Genomic DNA, 17,449 nt, shown 5'->3' with positions numbered 1-17,449 from the left:
CTAGGGTGGAGCGAATGAACTCCGGGCCCTGGCGACGAGCGCGCGGCATCAAGCAAATCACTCGCGGGCTGGGCACCCTGGATCGCGAACTGTTCGTAGCGGTCGCCGAGGCTCCGACCCCGCTGCTCGACACCGTCATGCCACCGCTGACTCGTGCGGCCGATCACTCCAAGCTGTGGTTTGTGATCGCGGGCGCGCTGCTGGCGACCCGCAAACCCGCGGCGCAGCGTGGGGTGACGCGCGGCCTGGTCACCCTCGGTGTCACGAGCCTGTTTACCAACCAGATCGCCAAGCGGGTCCGCCGGCGTCCGCGCCCGCTGTACGACCAGGTGCCGGTGGTTCGGCGCGCCCGTCGTCGCCCGACGTCGAACTCGTTCCCGTCGGGCCATTCGGCCAGTGCGGCCGCGTTCGCCGTCGGCGTGGGCTTGGAGAATCCCCCGGTAGGCTTCGGGTTGGCGTTGCTGGCCGGGCTGGTCGGCTTGTCGCGCGTGGCCACCGGTGCGCACTATCCCGGGGACGTTCTCGCAGGATTCGGCATCGGCGCGGGGATCGCGGTCCTGGGCGGGCGGCTCGTCCCGCCGATCACCGAAACCGCTCTGCCGCAATCGGAACCGCTGCGTGTCGACGCGCCGGAACGGCCTGACGGCGCCGGCGTGGTCCTGGTCGTCAACCCGGAATCGGGCAGCGGCACCGGAGCCCGCGTCGTGGACGAGGTTCGCGCGGCGCTGCCCAGAGCCGAGATCGTCGAACTCGGTCCCGACGACGACCCCGAACAGGCGATGCGCAGCGCCGCCGCCCGGGCCGAAGTGCTCGCGGTGGGCGGCGGCGACGGTACGGTGTCCACCGCCGCAGCGGTCGCTGTCGACGCGGGCCTGCCGCTGGCCGTTTTTCCGGCCGGAACGCTCAACCACTTCGCCAGAGACATCGGCTGCGACACCGTCGGCAAGACGGTCGAGGCCATCCGGCGCGGTAGCGTCGCTTGCGTTGATTTGGTGTGTCTCAACGAAAGTCGGCTGGTGATCAACACCGCCAGCATCGGCGCCTATCCGACCTTCGTGCAGCAGCGCGAGAAGCTGGAAAAGCGGATCGGCAAACCGCTGGCCGGCTTCTACGCGATGCTGCACACACTGCGCAACGACCGACCGGTATGCATCCGCTACGACAACAAGACCCTGCTGACGTCGCTGTTCTTCCTCGGCAACTCGCTCTACCTGCCCACCGGATTTGCACCGTCGCGGCGTAATCGCATGGATGACGGTCTGATCGACGTGCGCATCCTGGAAACCGGTCGCCGATTCGCCACCGTCCGGATCTTGACCGCGCTCGCCCTAGGGCGGCTGCAACGCAGCCCGCTCTACCACGAACTGCAGGTCCCCGAATTCAGCTTCTCGACCGTGGATGGGCCCACGGTCATCGCCCACGACGGCGAGGTCGGCGAGGAGCACCGCGAGGCCAGCTTCACCGCGAAATACCGCATCCTGCCGGTATTTCGACCGCTGCGCTGAGAAACGTTACCCGCCCGCTTGATCGGCCAGCCGATCGAGCCACTCCGCCAGCAACGCGTTTTCGGCCCCGGTCATGCCGTCGATCCCGTAGCCAACACGGCGGCGACGGTCTCTGCGATTGCCGAGCGGGCCGCGGAGCTGATCGGTGGATGATTTGCCGTCGCGCCGTCAGGGTTCCGCGTCGGCGCCCAGGTACGCGTCGGCCCACGCCCCGATGATGCGGCCAGCCCGATGAGCCTGACCGCGCGCGGTCAACAGATGATCGGAACCTTCCAGCGAGACGAAGCTGCGTGGATGACGAGCGAGGCGGAAGATTTCGCTCGCGTTGTCGATGCCGACCGTGTTGTCGGTCGGGGAATGCAGGATTAGCAGCGGCCGGCGCAAGCTTTTGATCTTGTCACGTAGGTCAGCCGCACGAACGTCCTCGACGAATGCGCGCTTGAGCGTCAGGGTGCGACCACCCACCATCCACTCGGCGCTGCCCTCGATCAGGCAACGGTCGACCACTGCGTCGTAATGCTTTTCGACGTGACTGGGGTCCACCGGTGCCGCCACGGTGACCACCGACCGCACCCCCGGAGCTCGCATCGCCGCGGCGATCACCGCCGCCCCGCCCCACGAGTGCCCGACCAGAATGTCGGGCGGCGTGCCGCGGTCGACCATGAACTGGCAGGCCTTGACGATGTCGTCGACCTTGACGGTGAACGACCCGTCGCCCCAGTCTCCCTCGGATCCGCCCAGGCCCAGCGCGTCGAAGCGCAGCATGCCGATGCCGTCGGAGGCCAGCTGCTTGCAAATCCGGGACGCGGCCGGGCTGTCCTTGCCGAGCGTGAAGCCATGTGCGAACACGCCCCAGCCGCGCACCTCGCCGTCGGGAACCTCGATGGCCCCGGCCAGCGTCGCGCGGGTCGAGCCTTGGAACGCCACGCGGTCGCTCATAGGACGATCTAACTATGCGGCGCCGGTCGGTGCTGCCGAGACGACCGCTCGAGTCATACGGGGTATTGGCCGCCGCGGCCCAGGACTTGCCCATACCGCTGTGACGGCTGGGTGATTTTTACCCTCGTCGCCTAGCCAGCATCGCGATTGCCGGCCGGCCCGTCACCCGATGCCGCAGCGACTGGCCGCTAGGCGTGATTGATCCGGCTGTCCGGCAGTCCGTGGCCGCGCTGAGCGGCATGCGCTTTTCCGTTGCCGCGGCGCAGTATTCGCGCAACTGACTTGTGACGCCGTCGTGACGTCACCATTTGGAAACGGCGCGGTGCGGCGCGCGGCGTGTTCTACACGCGCCACTAACAATGGTGGCGGTCGTCGACGGGCGACTTGGCTACGGCTATGTGGTTCTACCGCGCGAATGAAGGAGTTGGACGTTGATGCCGATCTTCGATCGATTCAACATCGGTGTTGTTGCCTGCGCTGGTTTATGCGGTGCCGCCATAGCGTTGAGCCCGGATGCGGTAGCCGTTCCCTATGTAACCGGGGGCGGGGCATGCCTGTACGGACAGGCAGGTGCGGCCGGCGGGGCCCCCGCCGCCGGTGGACCCGCAGCTGCCGGGGGCGCCGCGGCGGCGCCGTGCGCTGCTCCATTGACCGACATGGCCGGTGTTCCGCTGGTGGTTCCGGGCCCGGGGATTGTCCCGGTTCCGGCGGGTGCGCCGCTGATTGCGCTCGGACCGCCGATACCGCCGGTGCCGGTGGTTCCTCCGTTGCCGTTTGCACCTCCGGTGCCGATCGGTGCTCCGCTGCCGTTGGGGGCGCCCTTGGTCGCCCTGGGTGGTGTCGCCGACGGCTTGCCGGTAGCGCCGCTGATCGACATGGCCGGCGCGAAGGATGCGCCGACGGGCCCTCCGCCGACCGGCGGGCCGGTGGATGGGCAGCCGGTTTCGCCTGGACCCTCGCCGGTGCACGGAAACTAATCCCCGTCTGATCGTTGAAGGCCCGCTGGGTTAATCCCCAGCGGGCCTTCGCTATTGCCTTCCCACAAACACTCGCTCCCACATGTCGGCGAGCCGACGGGAGGGCAGAAACAACTGTGCGGCGGTGGTTTACGACGAGGGCAGTTCGTTCGTGTGCTCGCGCACGACCACCGGATCGCCGACGTTGACCGTGTTGTAGTACCACTCGGCGTCTTCGGGGCTCAGGCTGATGCAGCCATGGCTGACATTGTCCAGTCCGAGTGAATTGACGGCCCACGGTGCTGAATGCACGAAGAGGCCGTGGTTGGTGATGCGGACGGCGTAGTCCACCGTGACCAGGTAGCCGTCGGGATCGTTAACGGGAATGCCGACGCTGCTCGAATCCATCTGTACTGAGCGGTCTTTGGACAGCACGGTGTAGGAGCCGACCGGAGTCGGGTACTCGGGCCGGCCCAACGAGGCGGGCAGCACGCCCGGCTCGCCGAAGTGTGGGCGGTGGTGTGGCGCCGGCAATGACTGCGGTGGTCCGGTCTCGACGCCATCGATGCTGACGGTGAAAGTGTGCTCGGCGATGCTGGCGATACCGATGACGGCCGGGCCGGTCTTGATCTGGGTAGGCTGGCCTTCCACAGTGAGCGCAATTGTGCTGTGCGCCGGCCAGTATCGGTCGGGATTCCACCGCACCGTTTTGCTGTCGAGCCACTCGTACTTGCCAGTCATCGGCGGCGTCGACGCGATCTTCAGGGCCTCCTCGGCCGCCGGCCGGTTGGCCACTGGTGCGCGGAAGGTCACCACCACCGGGTGCGCGATACCGACCGCCTGGGTGCTTGTGGGCGACACCGACGCGATCGGGAACGGCGCAATCGACTGGCTGGCCGCGGCCAGTCTCACCTGCTGCGGCGACGACAGGTTCAGCACGGCGGATCCCGCGACCACAGTCGCGCCGATTCCGATGACAGCAACGGCACACCGAATACCCGCGCGCATGACCTCAATTTCCCTTTAACTGACAGAGTTGCAATAGGAATACTAAATGGACGTTGACCTGCGGAAGCGCAAGGGCGCGTTAGCAATTGGTCAAGTGTCGGTCACGATTTGGCTACGGTCCGCCGGTGTGTCAACGTGATGGCGGGGACGCGGAGCGGAGGAGAACGTCATGCCCGGAGGTGGACTGGCAGGGGTCGGGTTGGCCGGCGTCGCTCTGCTCGGCGCGGTGGTGTTTGCGGCCACGGCGCAGGCGGCCGCGCCTCCGGCACCGGGCATCCAGGTCAGCGACGGAATCACCAAGTGCACGACCGGTTTTGCCGCTCAGGGCGGCGACGGTGGCTACTACCTGTTCACCAGTGGCCATTGCAACCATGGTGCGCCGTTTACCTACGACGACAACGTCCCGCTCGGCACCGTCACCTCCAGCGAGGAAGAGGGCGACCGCCGCGACGCCGCGATCATCCATCTCGACCCGGCCGCCGGCGTGCCGGTCGGTGATGTCGCCGGCCAGCGTGTGCACGGCGTGTTGAGTACGAGCCAGATCAAGCCGGGAATGCCGTTCTGCAAACTCGGTGCGATCACCGGCGAAACGTGCGGCGTGGTCAAAGCCATCGACGGGGAAGTCGCCGAGGTAAACGTGTTCGCCCAGCCGGGTGACAGCGGTGGTCCCGGCTACGTCAAGAACGCGGACGGCAGCGTCACCGCGGCCGGCCTGGTCATGTCGACGTCGTTGGCGGGTGACCCCAACATCACCTACTTCGTCATGGTGCAGCCCCTGCTGAGCCGGTGGGGTGTGCACATCCTGGGCTAACGCCGGGGCCGGGAAACGACGGCTACGACGTCACGACGTTCGTTGCGGCGGCCACTCGGCATCGCCGGTTTGGCTGCGCAGGCGATGGAGGGAATCGGAGCCGCTAGGGCCGCAGCCTCCCAATCAATGGATGCGGGCGCTGCCGCCGAGGCCGATCTCCAGCACGCTTCCGGTGATCACGCCCGGATCGGTGACCAGATAGACGACCCCGCGGCTCACGTCCTCGGGTTGCAGCCAAGGTTGTGGGATCGGGTTGGCTTTCGTCATCCGGCGCACCAAGTCGTCGGGGATGTCGTCGGCGATGTCGTCGTCCCCGGCCGGTTGCACCATCGGGGTCTGCGTCGTGGTGGGGCAGACGACGTTGATCGTGATGCCCTCCTTGGCGACCTCCAAGGCGGCGGACTTGGCCAGGCCGATGACCCCCCACTTGGTGGCGTTGTAGGCGGCCAGCTCGGGGATGCCCATCCGTCCGCCCATCGACGAGGTCACCACGATCCGCCCGAACCGCTGCCGGCGCATCATCGGGATGGCCGCGCGCAGGGTGTGAAACGCGCCGGTCAGGTTGGTGTCGACCAGCTGTTGCCACACCACATCGCTGACGTCTTCCAAAAGCCCGGTGCTGACGATTCCGGCGTTGGCGACCACGATGTCGAGGCTGCCCAAGTCGGCGGCCGTCTGCGTGATCGCGGCGTTGACCGCGGCCGCGTCCCGCACGTCCAGCGTGAGCGGCAGACACCGTCGGCCGAGCTCTTCGACCAGCTTCGTCGTCTCCCGTAAGTCATCCTCGGTGCCCAGCGGATACGTCAGCTCCGCCATCGCGGCCGGAGCATCGGCCACGGCGATGTCGGCTCCCTCGGCGGCCAGGGCCAGGGCATGCGAGCGGCCCTGCCCGCGAGCACCGCCAGTGATAAAGGCAACGCGTCCATCCAAAGCACCCATAGTGGGAAAACTACCAGGGGTAATGCGAGAGTCGTCGGCGAGGTCTGTCATGTGAAAGTGTTTGCCAGGGACTATGTTTCGGTGTCTTGGCAAGGGGCCAACCGGGAAAGGTTTGATGCCTGTGTGCTTGGCGGACCGCGTCCCATCCGGCGGCGCCGAAATATCGTGGCTTCGACGTTTTCCTATGCCTCCGACCTGCGATATTGGCAGCGAGAACATCCGACTAACGGATAAAACATTTTCCTGAAAAAAATGCGCTGGGAAAGTCATGATGTTTCACATGGCTGATAAACCCCTGGCCGATGTGGACGTTGTCGTCGTGGGCGCCGGATTTGCCGGCCTGTACGCGGCGTACCGGGTCCGGCGAGCCGGCTATGCAATGCGCATGTTCGAAGCAGGTGACGATATCGGCGGCACCTGGTACTGGAATCGCTATCCCGGCGCCCGGGTCGACATTCCCAGCGTCGACTACATGTACAGCTTCGATTCGGACTGGGCGCGGGATTGGCAGTGGTCGGAGAAGTACGCCACCCAGCCCGAGATTTTGCGGTATCTCAACCATGTCGCCGACAAGCACGACCTGCGCCGCGACATCCAGTTCGGCACTCGCGTCACTTACGCGCACTGGGACGAGGCCCGCTCCCGTTACCGGGTGCACACCGACCGCGGCGACGACCTGGCCTGCCGGCACCTGGTGATGGCGACGGGCTGCCTGTCAGTGCCCAAGGATCTCGACATCCCCGGCGTCGACAAATTCACCGGCGAGGTCTATTTCACCAGTCGCTGGCCGCGTGAGCCCGTCGACTTCACCGGCAAGCGCGTCGCTGTCGTGGGCACCGGGTCGTCGGGAATCCAAACGATCCCGTTGATCGCGGCCCAAGCCGCGGAGCTGGTGGTCTTCCAGCGCACCCCGTGCTTTTCAATCCCCGCCCACAACGGTCCGATCTCGCCGGACAAGCTCGCCCAATTGGCTGACGACGCCGCCTACCGCCAGGCCGCAAAATATTCATTCGGCGGGGTGCCGGTGGAGCGCACGATCACTCCAGCGTTCTCGGTATCCGCCGACGAACGACAGCAGCGTTACGAACGCGCCTGGCAGCGTGGTGAACTGCTGGAGGTGCTCAACCTGTATTCCGATCTGATGAGTAACCCCTTGGCCAACAAGGACTTTGCCGACTTCCTACACGCCAAGATTCGCGACATTGTGCACGATCCCAAGACGGCCGATGCGCTGTGCCCGAAGACCTACCCGGTCGGTGCAAAACGGCTGTGTCTGGACACCGACTATTACGCCACCTTCAACCTGCCACACGTGCGGCTGGTGGATTTGCAAGAGCAGCCGCTTCTCGGCGTTACTGATACCGGAATAACCACGGCTGCTGAGTCTTTCGACTTCGATGCAATTGTCTTCGCGACCGGCTTCGACGCGATCACCGGTGCCGTCGCGGCGATAGACGTTGTCGGCCGTGACGGCCGGACGCTGAAAGACACGTGGCGGCACGGTCCGTGCACCTACCTCGGCCTCATGGTCGAGGGATTCCCCAACCTGTTTTTGATTGCTGGTCCGCAGAGCCCGTCGGTGCTGTCGAACATGGCGGTCTCGATCGAGCAGCACGTCGATTTCGTCGCCGACGCGCTGGCGTATATGCGGGCGCGCGGCTTCGCCCAGATCGAACCAACCGCGCTCGCCCAGGACGGCTGGATGCAACACACCGACGATGCCGCATCGATAACGCTGTTCCCGCAAGCCAATTCGTGGTATGTGGGCGCCAACATCGCGGGCAAGCCGCGTACCTTCATGGCCTACGCCGCCGGGGTCGACTTCTACCGGGTGGCGTGTGAGGAAGTCGTCGCCCGCGACTACCTGGGGTTCGCCCTATCCGGTCCACAGGGTTCGCACTGCCATGACGGCGTGATTCGCCGTCTGCAGCCCGACGTGCAGATGGTTCTCGAGCAGATGGCTCTGCTGAATCCGCCGCCACTGGAGTCCTTGCCGCCCCAGCAGGCCCGTGCATTCATGAACGAGCTGAACGTCGTCCGGCCGCCGGGTCCGGACGTCGGCGAAATTATCGACGGCACCTTGCCGGGCGCGGCGGGTCCACTGGCCTTCCGGCTGTATCGCCCGGCCGGCCCGGGCCCGCACCCGCTCGTCGTCTACTTCCACGGCGGCGGATGGGTGCTCGGCGACCACATCTCGGACGATCCGATGTGCCGGGACCTATGCGTGCGCAGCGACACGCTCATCGTGTCGGCGAACTACCGGCACGCTCCCGAACACCGCTTTCCCACCGCGGTCGACGACGGCTGGGCGGCGGTGCGGTGGATCGCCGAGCACGCCGAAGACCTCGGCGGTATCCCCGGAGCACTGGTGCTGTCGGGATGGAGCGCCGGCGGCGGCATCGCCGCCGTGGTCTGTCAACTGGCCAGGGACACCGGCTGGCCGCTCATCGCCGGCCAGGCGCTGCTCACTCCGGTCGTCGACACCGACCAGACCCGCGGCTCCTACCTCGAGAATGCCGATGGCTACGGTCTGACCGCGCCGCTGATGCGCTGGTTCTTCGACCATTACGCCGACCTGCAAGTGCGCGCCGACCCTAGAATCGCGCCGCTGCGCGCACCGGATCTGTCGGGCCTGCCGCCAGCGATCATCGTCACCGCAGAGTTCGACCCATTGCGCGACGAGGGCGACGCCTATGCCGAGGCGCTCACGGCGGCAGGGGTTCCCACCCGGCATGTGCGGGCCCGTGGGCACACACACCTGTCGGTGAGCATGGTTGACGTGGTGGTCTCCGGCGCCCCGATCCGGGCTCAGATAGCCGACGCACTACGTGGGTTCTTCGTCGCCGATGCGGTCACAAGCGCGGCGGTGCGGACCGCGGGTTAGCTCGCGCCGACCGCCACCACCGGGTTCCGCTCGGCCATCTCGGCGTCTGCTTTGTGATCGTCGATCCGAAGCAGTCGCTACGGCAAGCGGTGTGGCAGTGGGCGACACGCCCGGGCTATCTACTGCTGGAGCTGCCGCCGCTGCTGGAGCTACCGCTGCTACTTTCGCCGCTGCTAGAACTGCTGCTACTGCTCGAACTGCCGCTGCTGCTCTCGCTGCTACTACTGCTCAAGCTGCCACCGCTTTCGCTGCCGCCGGAGCTACTGCCGCTGAGGGAACCGCCACTGCTCTCGCTGCCGCCGGGGCTGCTGCTGAGGGATCCGCCGCTCGGCTCGCTGCCGGAAGGTGCGCTGCCGCCGGAGCTGCTGCTGAGGGATCCGCCGCTCGGCTCGGCGCCGGAAGGTCCGCTGCCGCTTGGTGTTTCGCTACCGCCCGACGGCGGACCGGCGGAAGGCCCGCTGGCGCCGGTCGGCCCGCTACCGCTGGGGGTCTCACTGCCGGTCGTTGATCCGCCGCTCGTGGGCCCACCGGCGCCGGGGGACGCAACGCCGGTGGGGCCACCGCCGGCCGGGTTTTCACTTCCGCTGGAAGGCCCACTGCCGCTTGGAGTTTGACCCCCAGGCGTCGATCCGCCACCCGGCGCGCTCTGGCCAGGGCCAGTGCCGTTCGAGGGCCCGCCACTGGTTGACCCGCCGGTGGTTGGCCCGCCACTCGAAGTGCCGTGGCCTGCGCCGCCGCCCGTGCCTGGCCCAGGGTGGCTCACGGAGCCGCCGCCGTTTGGATTCTGGCCGCTGCCCTGCGTTCCGCCGCCGCCGGAGCTCGGTGGTGGGCTTTGACCCGCGGGTGGCCGGTGCGGCGGCGACTTCGGCGGGGGGACGTGGATCGGCGGCGACGAATGCGGCGGGTCGTCTACAACGGGCGGACTCGCCGGCGGCGCCGGCACGTGAACCGGCGGCACGGGAGCGGTGTCGATCTGCGGAACGAAAACCGGGACGGGCGCGGCCGGCGCAACGGGGACCGGCGCGGCCGGCACTGCGGGGACCGCGACGGGCGGGGCCGCCGGGACGGCGACGGCTGGTGCCGCGGGCGCCGGAGCCACCGGGCGCGGAGCGACCGAAGCAGGACCCAACGGCGCCGGCGCGACCATCTTCAGCGCCACTTCCGGTGCCGGTAGCAGCGCCTGCTGAACCGGGGCGATGATGCCCTTGATCGGCGCGGGCAACGAACTGACCGTCGTGCGCATGCCGACCGACAGGGCAATCTCCAGAGCCAGCGCGGCGCTGAAACCGGCTATTGCCACCGCCGTTCCGACCAGCAGGGCGGGCCGAGAGCGCGGCTCGACCCCATCGGAAGCATTGATGACGGTGGTGGCGGCATCGGCTTCCTCGTCGGCGACGGCGCTGTAGGCGAGGCCGTCATCGCTTAGCTCGGTGTCGGTGATATGCAAATATCCCGGCAGCGCGGACGCGTCGACCGCGCCCGTGCCGGGGTCTTGGGCGTAGGCCATCGCGGTAGTGGGTGACGCGAGCGCATGCGCCGATGCCAGCGCTGCGCCTCGGGCTAGTGCAGTCTCCGGTTCCTCGGGCATGTTCACCACTAGGGACGTGGCCTCGCCCAAACACCGTCCCATTCCGGTGACGTCCACATCGGCGCCGACCACGAACAGGCCGCCTGGTGGAGTTGGCCAGTCGTCAAGATCGGCCACCAACGCCACAAGTTCCGCCGTGACCATCGGCCCCCACTCGGCGTCCAACGGCTCGGTATGGACGTCGTCGACGGAGCCGTCGGCGGTATCCACCACGGCCAACGTCGCGCTATCGGGTTCCACGAAAAGCACTGCGGTGCGCTCGTAACCCATTGCAGCGCCTACAGATTGGGTCAAGGCGGCTGCGGCCACAAACGCCGAGACCAACATGACGTTCTCGATCTTGTGAGCGGCGAGCGCGTCGCGCAGCACCGCAGCCTCGAGTTGGTCGGTGTACGCCACCCCGATGGAGTCCAGTTCGAGGCCAGCACCGGCCGCATCCGCACGGGTGCACTCGATGGCCGTGATCACGCGATCGGCGGTACTCACGGTGGGGGAGTCATCGGCCACGGTGATCGGAAACTCGTTCTCGTCGATCGTGGGGCCGTCGGCGTTTTCGCCCTGCAACATGACCAGGTGAACCGAGGTTGGCGCTACGGAAACTCCGAGCACAATGTCCATTGCCCATGCCTCCCAGTTACGAGGCCCCCTGGGAACCGATCGTGGCTGGGAAAACTGTGCCCGGACCTTGCGGAAGCTAGGTGGAGGCTATGCGTGTCGGCGGTTAGCGCGTCGGTCGCCGCCTCGCCGCGTCAAGGTTGGGATCGGTAGCAACACCTGCGGTGTGGACTCGCCGGGACGAGGTAAATGACCACCCGAGGGAGTTCCCATGAGGATTGCCGCCACGGCAGTTGCCGCTCTTCTGGTCAGCGCAACGCTGACAGCGAGCACCGCCCATGCAGACACGGTGACCGGTCCGCCGCCGGCCCACGGCTATCCGCTGCAGCCACCGCCCGGTCCCGTTGTCGATCCCGATCCGCTGGTAGCGGTGCAGGACTTTCAGCGCCACATCGCCGATCTGCACGACAATTGGGAGACCCTCAGCCCGGGCGAGCGGAATCAGCGGCTGAAGGCTCTACAACAAGAGGCCCCCATGGTCGAGGCCGAGACTCGAAATTTGCCGCCGGGTCAACAGTTGCAGGTCGAGGGCATGCTCTTGTCGGCGATGTTTCAGCTGACCGACCTTCTTCGGCGGATGCAGTAGCACAGACTCAGCTCGTGGAGCCGATGACGGGAATCGAACCCGCGTATTCAGCTTGGGAAGCTGATGTTCTGCCATTGAACTACATCGGCACTACATCGGCGCGGTCGCCGAGGAAAGGCTAGCACCAAGGTGTGCGGCCAGCTCAGATCCCGCCGCGCGGGGCGAGGGAATGCAGTTATTGCGGCAATTTTAAAATGCCCACATTTATTCTTTCGTGATCATGTCGTAATCTGCTTCCCGTGGGTCGACACCGATTAGCCAGGAAGCGACGCAAGTCGCCAGTAGCCCTGGCAGCGCTGCTGGCGACCACGGCAATCTCTTTCGCGGTGGGCGGTGATGTCGGTCCATTAACGGCCCAAGCGGAAGCCAAACCCGTTATTGACGACGCCGAGCCGAGCCGTTTGGAAATCGTGGCGGCCGAAGCGAACCTGCCGCACGGTGCGGCGGGTCTGGGCGCCGCCGACCGGCAGCCGGCCGCGTCGCGCTACCACGTCCGATCCCGGTTCCTGCCGGTCGGGCTCGCCTCCGAACAGGGCCTGCAAGTTCGAACGATCCTGGTGTCCCGAGCGATCAGTGCGCAGTTCCCCGAGATTCACGAAATCGGCGGCGTGCGGCCGGACGCCCTGCCCTGGCATCCCCTCGGCCTGGCGCTCGACGTGATGATCCCCAACCCCGGCAGTGCCCAGGGCATTGCGCTGGGCAACCAGATCGTCGCGTATGTGCTGGGCAACGCGCATCGGTTCGGTATTCAGGACGCAATTTGGCGCGGCGTCTACTACACGCCCGGGGGCGCCCAACCGAGCCGGCTGGGCCATTTCGACCATGTCCACGTCACGACGACCGGCGGCGGCTACCCTCGGGGTGGCGAGATGTATCTCGCCGATTAATCGCGGGACTACGAGCACACCGCAACGGTTAGGCTCGTCGCGTGCTGCTCTCCGATCGTGACCTCAGGGCCGAAATCACCGCCGGTCGGTTGGGCATCGACCCATTCGACGACACCCTGGTGCAGCCGTCCAGCATCGACGTTCGCCTCGACAGCATGTTCCGGGTGTTCAACAACACCCGCTACACCCACATCGACCCCGCCAAGCAGCAGGACGAGCTGACGACGCTGGTCGAACCCGCCGCTGGGGAACCGTTCGTCTTACACCCGGGTGAATTCGTGCTCGGGTCGACCCTCGAACTATTCACCTTGCCCGAGGACCTCGCCGGGCGTCTGGAAGGCAAGTCGTCGCTGGGCCGGCTGGGACTGCTGACGCACTCGACCGCGGGCTTCATCGACCCGGGGTTCACCGGCCACATCACCCTCGAACTGTCGAACGTCGCGAACCTGCCGATCACCCTGTGGCCTGGGATGAAGATCGGACAGTTGTGCATTCTGCGGTTGACCAGCCCCGCCGAGCACCCGTACGGCAGTTCCCGGGTCGGCTCGAAGTATCAGGGTCAGCGGGGCCCGACACCGTCGCGCTCCTACGAGAACTTCATAAGAACCACATAGCTTCGGCTGGGTATCCGCACAGCCTTCCTGCGCAAGTATGGAGTGGTCCGTGGTTGCATCTCCGCCCGGGCTTAGCTTGCCGCGCAATGCTTTTGGAGTGGTTCGTCTTGGATATCGTGCTCGGGGTGTCAATCGCACCGGCTTCGGTCCAGATGATCGTCGTCGAAGGTGAAAACGCCGACGGAGCCGTCGTCGAAGAGGATGGATTCTCACTCCCCGCGCCCGACGACACCCAGCCCACGGCCGTCCCGGATCGGGTGATCTCGGCAATCTTGGGTACCCGGGAGGGCGCTACCGACGCCGGGCTCGAGCTGTCCTCGATCGGTGTGACATGGACCGACCAGCTGCATGCCGCGGTGCTGCGCGACGCGCTGGCCAGCTACAAGCTCGAAAACGTCATGCTGGTCTCGGCGTTCCTGGCGGCCACGGCATTGGGCCAATCCGTCGGCGGCGCAATGGGTTACGAGAGCACCGCCGTCCTCTTTGTGGAACCCGACACTGCCACGTTGGCCGTCGTCGAGACCGCCGACGGATCCATCACCGACGTCTACAAGGAACAGATCGTCGCCGAGTCGTATGGCGAGGCCACCGCGCAACTCACCGGGATGCTGTCCTGGCTAGACGACCGGGACTTCGCCCCAGGCGGGGTGTTCCTGATCGGCTCGGGTGTCGACCTCGGGCCGATCAAGCTCGCGCTGGACTCGGCGACCGCGCTGACGGTCAGCGCACCCGAGGAACCCGAGACCGCACTGGCCCGGGGCGCCGCACTGGCGTCGGCGAACGCGCCGTTGTTCGCCTCATCGACCGCGGCGCTGGCCTACGCCCAGGATCCGGGCACCGGCACCATTGACCCGCACGCCATGCCCGAATACTTTGGCGTCTCCTATCTTCCCGGTGCCGAATCCGGCGACGAGCTGGCCTACAGCCTGGTGCCGGATGAGGATGCCGATGCACCGACCGTCGTCATCGACCCTCGTGATCTTGGCAATCCGGATGACGAGCAGCCACGCCGCAGGCCGATGCTGCTGGTCGGCAGTGGGATGGCCGTGGTGGCCATCACCGCAGTGGTCGCACTTGAGATTGCCCTGGCGATCGGCATTCGCACGACGGATGTGGCCGTCCAGCCCAGTCCGAACCAGAACCTGATCGTGCCGACCCAGCCCGCACCCGCGGCGCCAGCCGTCGAAGCACAGGCACAGCCCAAGATCAGGCTGGAAACACCTGTCGCGGCACCCAAACCGCTCATCCCACAGGTCGCCGCACCACGGCCGCCGGCCCCGCCTCCCGCGGCTCCTCCGCCGTTGCCCGCGGCTCCTCCCGCGATTGCGGGTCCGCCAGTGCCGGTCGCCGTGCCGGTGCCGGTGCCGGTTCCCGTGCCCCCGATTCGCCTGCCTTCGCCGAGCTGGTTGATGAGCCCGCCGGTGGTTCGAGTGCCGCCGCCCGTGGTGGCGCCCCAACCTGTGGTGCCGCCACAACCCGTGGTGTCGCCACCACCCGTGCTGCCGCGACCACCTGTGCTGCCGCAGCCCCCTGTCCACGTCCCGGACCCGCCTTCGCAAGGGCCCGGCGGTGTTCCGCAGTTGCCGCCGCGTCCGACTCCTCCACAGACGGCTCCCGGTAGCCCCGGTGGTGGCCACCTTCCGCCGCCTGGTTCGGGTTCAGGCGGGGCGAATGGTGGTGGTTCGGGTCAGTTGCCGGGTTCGGGTCCGGGTGGTCCGGGTGGTGGGCACAACCCGCCGCCGGGTACGGGTTCCGGCGGCGGCAGCCGTCCGCCCAGTGGTCCGATTGGTGGCGGTGTCGGCGGCGGCAGTCGTCCGCCGAGTGGTCCGATTGGGGGTGGCGGTCGTCCGCCGAGTGGTCCGATCGGCGGTGGTGGTGCGGGCGGTGGCGGTCATGCGCCCAGTGCTCCGATTGGGGGTGGCGGTCGTCCGCCGAGTGGTCCGATTGGTGGCGGTGTCGGCGGTGGCAGTCGTCCGCCGAGTGGTCCGATCGGTGGCGGTGTGGGCGGCGGGGGTCGTCCGCCGAGTGGTCCGATCGGTGGCGGCCATGCGCCTAGTGGTCCGATTGGTGGCGGCGCCGGCGGCGGTCGTCCTCCTAGCGGCCCGATTGGTGGCGGCCATGCGCCCAGCGGTCCCATCGGCGGCGGCCATGCGCCCAGCGGCCCCATCGGTGGTGGGGGCATTGGTGGCGGAGGCGGTTTCGGTGGCGGCCACAGTGGCGGTGGCATCGGCGGAGGTGGTGGCCACAGTGGCGGTGGCATCGGCGGAGGCGGCGGCCACAGCGGCGGGGGCGGCGGCCACCGCTAGCAATTTTCGGCCGACAGGTACTTACCGCGCCTAACGAACCGCGAGTAGGGTCGAATCATCGGGTCAATTTCGAGCCCGCATTGGTCGTGGCGCGAGGGGGGCCCGGCCAAGGTCACGAACATGCCGCCCGCGCGCACGACCGCCGGGCGGCGAACGAACTCAGGGGGAGTTTCGACGCCGTGGTGGGCATCGTGCTGGGCGTGTCAATGGCGCCAACGAAAGTCCGCATGGTCCTTGTCGAAGGGGAGAACGCCGACGGAGTCGCCGTCGACCAGGACGCCTTCGAGGTAGCGGGCGATGCGGCACCGACGAGCGCGCCCGCTCAGGTGATTTCGGCCATCCTGGGGACGCAAGAAGGCGCCGCCGAAGGCGGATTCCAGCTGCTGTCCACCGGGGTTACCTGGACCGATCGCGTCGAAGCCGCATTGCTGCGCGACGCGTTGATCACCCACAAGATGGAGAACGTCATGCTCGTCTCGGCCTTCATGGCCGCGGCAGCACTGACGCAGGCGGTTGGCGACGCCACCCACTACAGGCGGGCGGCACTGCTTTTCGTTGAGCCGTATACCGCCACACTGGCGGTGGTCGATTCCGCCGACGGCTCGATCTCGGACGTCCGCCGCAGGACCTTGGCGGACGACGAAGACCAGGCGGTGGCGCAACTCGCCGAATTGGTGTCATCCGCCGAGCGGCTGGAAACCGAACCGGAGGCGGTGGTAGTCGTCGGTTCTGGCGTCGACATCCCCCTGATCAAACCGGTGTTGGAGACCGCGACATCCCTGGACCTGGCAGTGCCCGACGAACCGGAGACGGCGCTGGCCCGCGGCGCGGCGTTGGCGTCGGCGAACGCGCCGTTGTTCGCCTCCTCCACCGCGGCGCTGGCTTACGCGCTGGACCCCGGCACCGGCGAGGTGGACCCGTTGGCCCTCGCCGGCCCGTCGCTAGGACCGATCCCCGGGTACCTGCCCGACCACCGGGCGGCTGCCGACCCTATCGCTGAGTTTCGTCCGGGACGACCCAACGTTGCCTACAGCGCAGTGCCCGACGAGGACGACGACCCGCAGACCGTCATGGGCGTCGATGAGTCGGTTCAGCGTCGCAGATCCATCCTGCTGGTGAGCAGCACATTGGCGGTCATCTTCATCGCCGCGGTGGTGGCGCTGGAAATTGCGCTGGCCATCAGCATCAGGCCGACCGTCGCCTTGCGGCCCGACCCCAACGAAAACGTCATCGTCCCAGCACATTCCCCGCATCCGCCGCCCGCGGCGTCAGTCCCGAAACCACGGGTTGCGGCGCCCGCACCGGTTGCCGTGCCTCGTCCCCTGCCGGCTCCGGCCCCCGCGGCTCCGCCGGCGCCGGTGATCGTGCCCCCGGTGATAGCACCGCCGGTAATCGTCCCGCACATCCCGGCGCTGCGGCCTCCTGTGCCGCAGGGCCCGTTCGGTCAAGTGCCCGGACCCCGCGGGCCGGTCGGCGGCGGTCGTGGCCCATTTCACGGGCGCGGTCCGTTCGGTGGCCAGGGCCCCTTTGGTGGTGGTCCGTTCGGTGGCCGCGGTCCGTTCGGTGGGCATGGTCCGTTCGGCGGCCATGGGCCGTTTGGTGGTGGTCCGTTCGGCCGGGGTCCGTTCGGCGGGCATGGACCGTTCGGCGGGCACGGATTCGGCGGGTTCGGCGGCCACGGCTTCGGTGGCTTCGGACACCGATGACCGGTTCGCCCCCGGCGAGGCTCACCGGACGCGCGTAAAATCGGCGGCTGGGGGAATACAGGGTGGGGACCCGCGACGTCTCGAGGTAGCCGGAGCCTGCGATGA

At 67.4% G+C, this 17,449-nt stretch carries 13 protein-coding genes and 1 tRNA gene; 9 read left to right on the top strand and 5 right to left on the bottom strand.

Annotation, left to right across the window (positions count from 1 at the left end):
• The first annotated feature begins 14 nt into the window (after positions 1-14).
• On the top strand, positions 15-1,505 hold the full coding sequence (locus tag G6N33_RS09680) for a bifunctional phosphatase PAP2/diacylglycerol kinase family protein (RefSeq protein WP_044509530.1): 1,491 nt from the start codon (positions 15-17) through the stop codon (positions 1,503-1,505).
• Between the two features lie 168 nt (positions 1,506-1,673).
• Here G6N33_RS09680 and G6N33_RS09675 read toward each other — a convergent pair whose 3' ends face one another.
• Entirely contained in the window at positions 1,674-2,444 is a 771-nt protein-coding gene (locus tag G6N33_RS09675) for an alpha/beta hydrolase family protein (RefSeq protein ID WP_044509531.1), read from the bottom strand.
• Positions 2,445-2,878: 434 nt separating this feature from the next.
• On the opposite strand from G6N33_RS09675, the gene G6N33_RS09670 reads away from it, so the two are divergent.
• On the top strand, positions 2,879-3,421 hold the full coding sequence (locus G6N33_RS09670) for a hypothetical protein (RefSeq protein ID WP_044509532.1): 543 nt from the start codon (positions 2,879-2,881) through the stop codon (positions 3,419-3,421).
• Between the two features lie 129 nt (positions 3,422-3,550).
• Here the strand turns inward: G6N33_RS09670 and G6N33_RS09665 are convergent, their stop codons facing one another.
• On the bottom strand, positions 3,551-4,408 hold the full coding sequence (locus G6N33_RS09665) for a L,D-transpeptidase (RefSeq protein ID WP_044509533.1): 858 nt from the start codon (positions 4,406-4,408) through the stop codon (positions 3,551-3,553).
• A gap of 169 nt (positions 4,409-4,577) precedes the next feature.
• Between G6N33_RS09665 and G6N33_RS09660 the strand changes: the two genes are divergently transcribed.
• On the top strand, positions 4,578-5,219 hold the full coding sequence (locus tag G6N33_RS09660) for a S1 family peptidase (protein WP_044509534.1): 642 nt from the start codon (positions 4,578-4,580) through the stop codon (positions 5,217-5,219).
• 123 nt (positions 5,220-5,342) lie between these two features.
• On the opposite strand, the gene G6N33_RS09655 is transcribed toward G6N33_RS09660, so the two are convergent.
• Positions 5,343-6,158 carry a mycofactocin-coupled SDR family oxidoreductase gene (locus tag G6N33_RS09655; RefSeq protein ID WP_044509536.1) on the bottom strand — a complete coding sequence of 272 codons (816 nt, stop codon included), beginning with the start codon at positions 6,156-6,158 and terminating at the stop codon, positions 5,343-5,345.
• A 280-nt stretch (positions 6,159-6,438) separates the two neighbouring features.
• Between G6N33_RS09655 and G6N33_RS09650 the strand changes: the two genes are divergently transcribed.
• Positions 6,439-9,042, top strand: coding sequence for a flavin-containing monooxygenase (locus G6N33_RS09650; RefSeq protein WP_101528673.1), 2,604 nt, complete (start codon positions 6,439-6,441; stop codon positions 9,040-9,042).
• 115 nt (positions 9,043-9,157) lie between these two features.
• Here G6N33_RS09650 and G6N33_RS09645 read toward each other — a convergent pair whose 3' ends face one another.
• Complete coding sequence (locus tag G6N33_RS09645; RefSeq protein ID WP_163771499.1) at positions 9,158-11,248, bottom strand: DUF7159 family protein; 2,091 nt, start codon at positions 11,246-11,248, stop codon at positions 9,158-9,160.
• A gap of 208 nt (positions 11,249-11,456) precedes the next feature.
• Between G6N33_RS09645 and G6N33_RS09640 the strand changes: the two genes are divergently transcribed.
• The gene (locus G6N33_RS09640) at positions 11,457-11,831 is read left to right on the top strand and encodes a hypothetical protein (protein ID WP_044509539.1); all 375 of its coding nucleotides are present in this window, start codon (positions 11,457-11,459) and stop codon (positions 11,829-11,831) included.
• A 15-nt stretch (positions 11,832-11,846) separates the two neighbouring features.
• On the opposite strand, the gene G6N33_RS09635 is transcribed toward G6N33_RS09640, so the two are convergent.
• A tRNA-Gly gene (locus G6N33_RS09635) sits at positions 11,847-11,920 on the bottom strand.
• Positions 11,921-12,070: 150 nt separating this feature from the next.
• On the opposite strand from G6N33_RS09635, the gene G6N33_RS09630 reads away from it, so the two are divergent.
• The 4 genes from G6N33_RS09630 (at position 12,071) to G6N33_RS09615 (ending at position 17,344) form a co-directional block, all read left to right on the top strand.
• Positions 12,071-12,718, top strand: a complete 648-nt coding sequence (locus G6N33_RS09630) for a hypothetical protein (protein ID WP_081662159.1) — start codon at positions 12,071-12,073, stop codon at positions 12,716-12,718.
• Positions 12,719-12,759: 41 nt separating this feature from the next.
• Positions 12,760-13,332 carry a dCTP deaminase gene (dcd, locus tag G6N33_RS09625; protein ID WP_044509540.1) on the top strand — a complete coding sequence of 191 codons (573 nt, stop codon included), beginning with the start codon at positions 12,760-12,762 and terminating at the stop codon, positions 13,330-13,332.
• An 86-nt stretch (positions 13,333-13,418) separates the two neighbouring features.
• A complete protein-coding gene (locus tag G6N33_RS09620; protein WP_163771497.1) occupies positions 13,419-15,638 on the top strand; it encodes a DUF7159 family protein in 2,220 nt (739 codons plus the stop codon).
• A gap of 179 nt (positions 15,639-15,817) precedes the next feature.
• Entirely contained in the window at positions 15,818-17,344 is a 1,527-nt protein-coding gene (locus tag G6N33_RS09615; protein WP_081662160.1) for a DUF7159 family protein, read from the top strand.
• Positions 17,345-17,449 lie beyond the last annotated feature (105 nt).

The sequence above is a fragment of the Mycobacterium simiae genome (genome assembly GCF_010727605.1).
GTDB classification, from domain to species: Bacteria; Actinomycetota; Actinomycetes; order Mycobacteriales; family Mycobacteriaceae; genus Mycobacterium; species Mycobacterium simiae.
The sequence above is the reverse complement of the archived record's forward strand: the minus strand, read 5'-3'. Positions and strand labels throughout refer to the sequence as shown.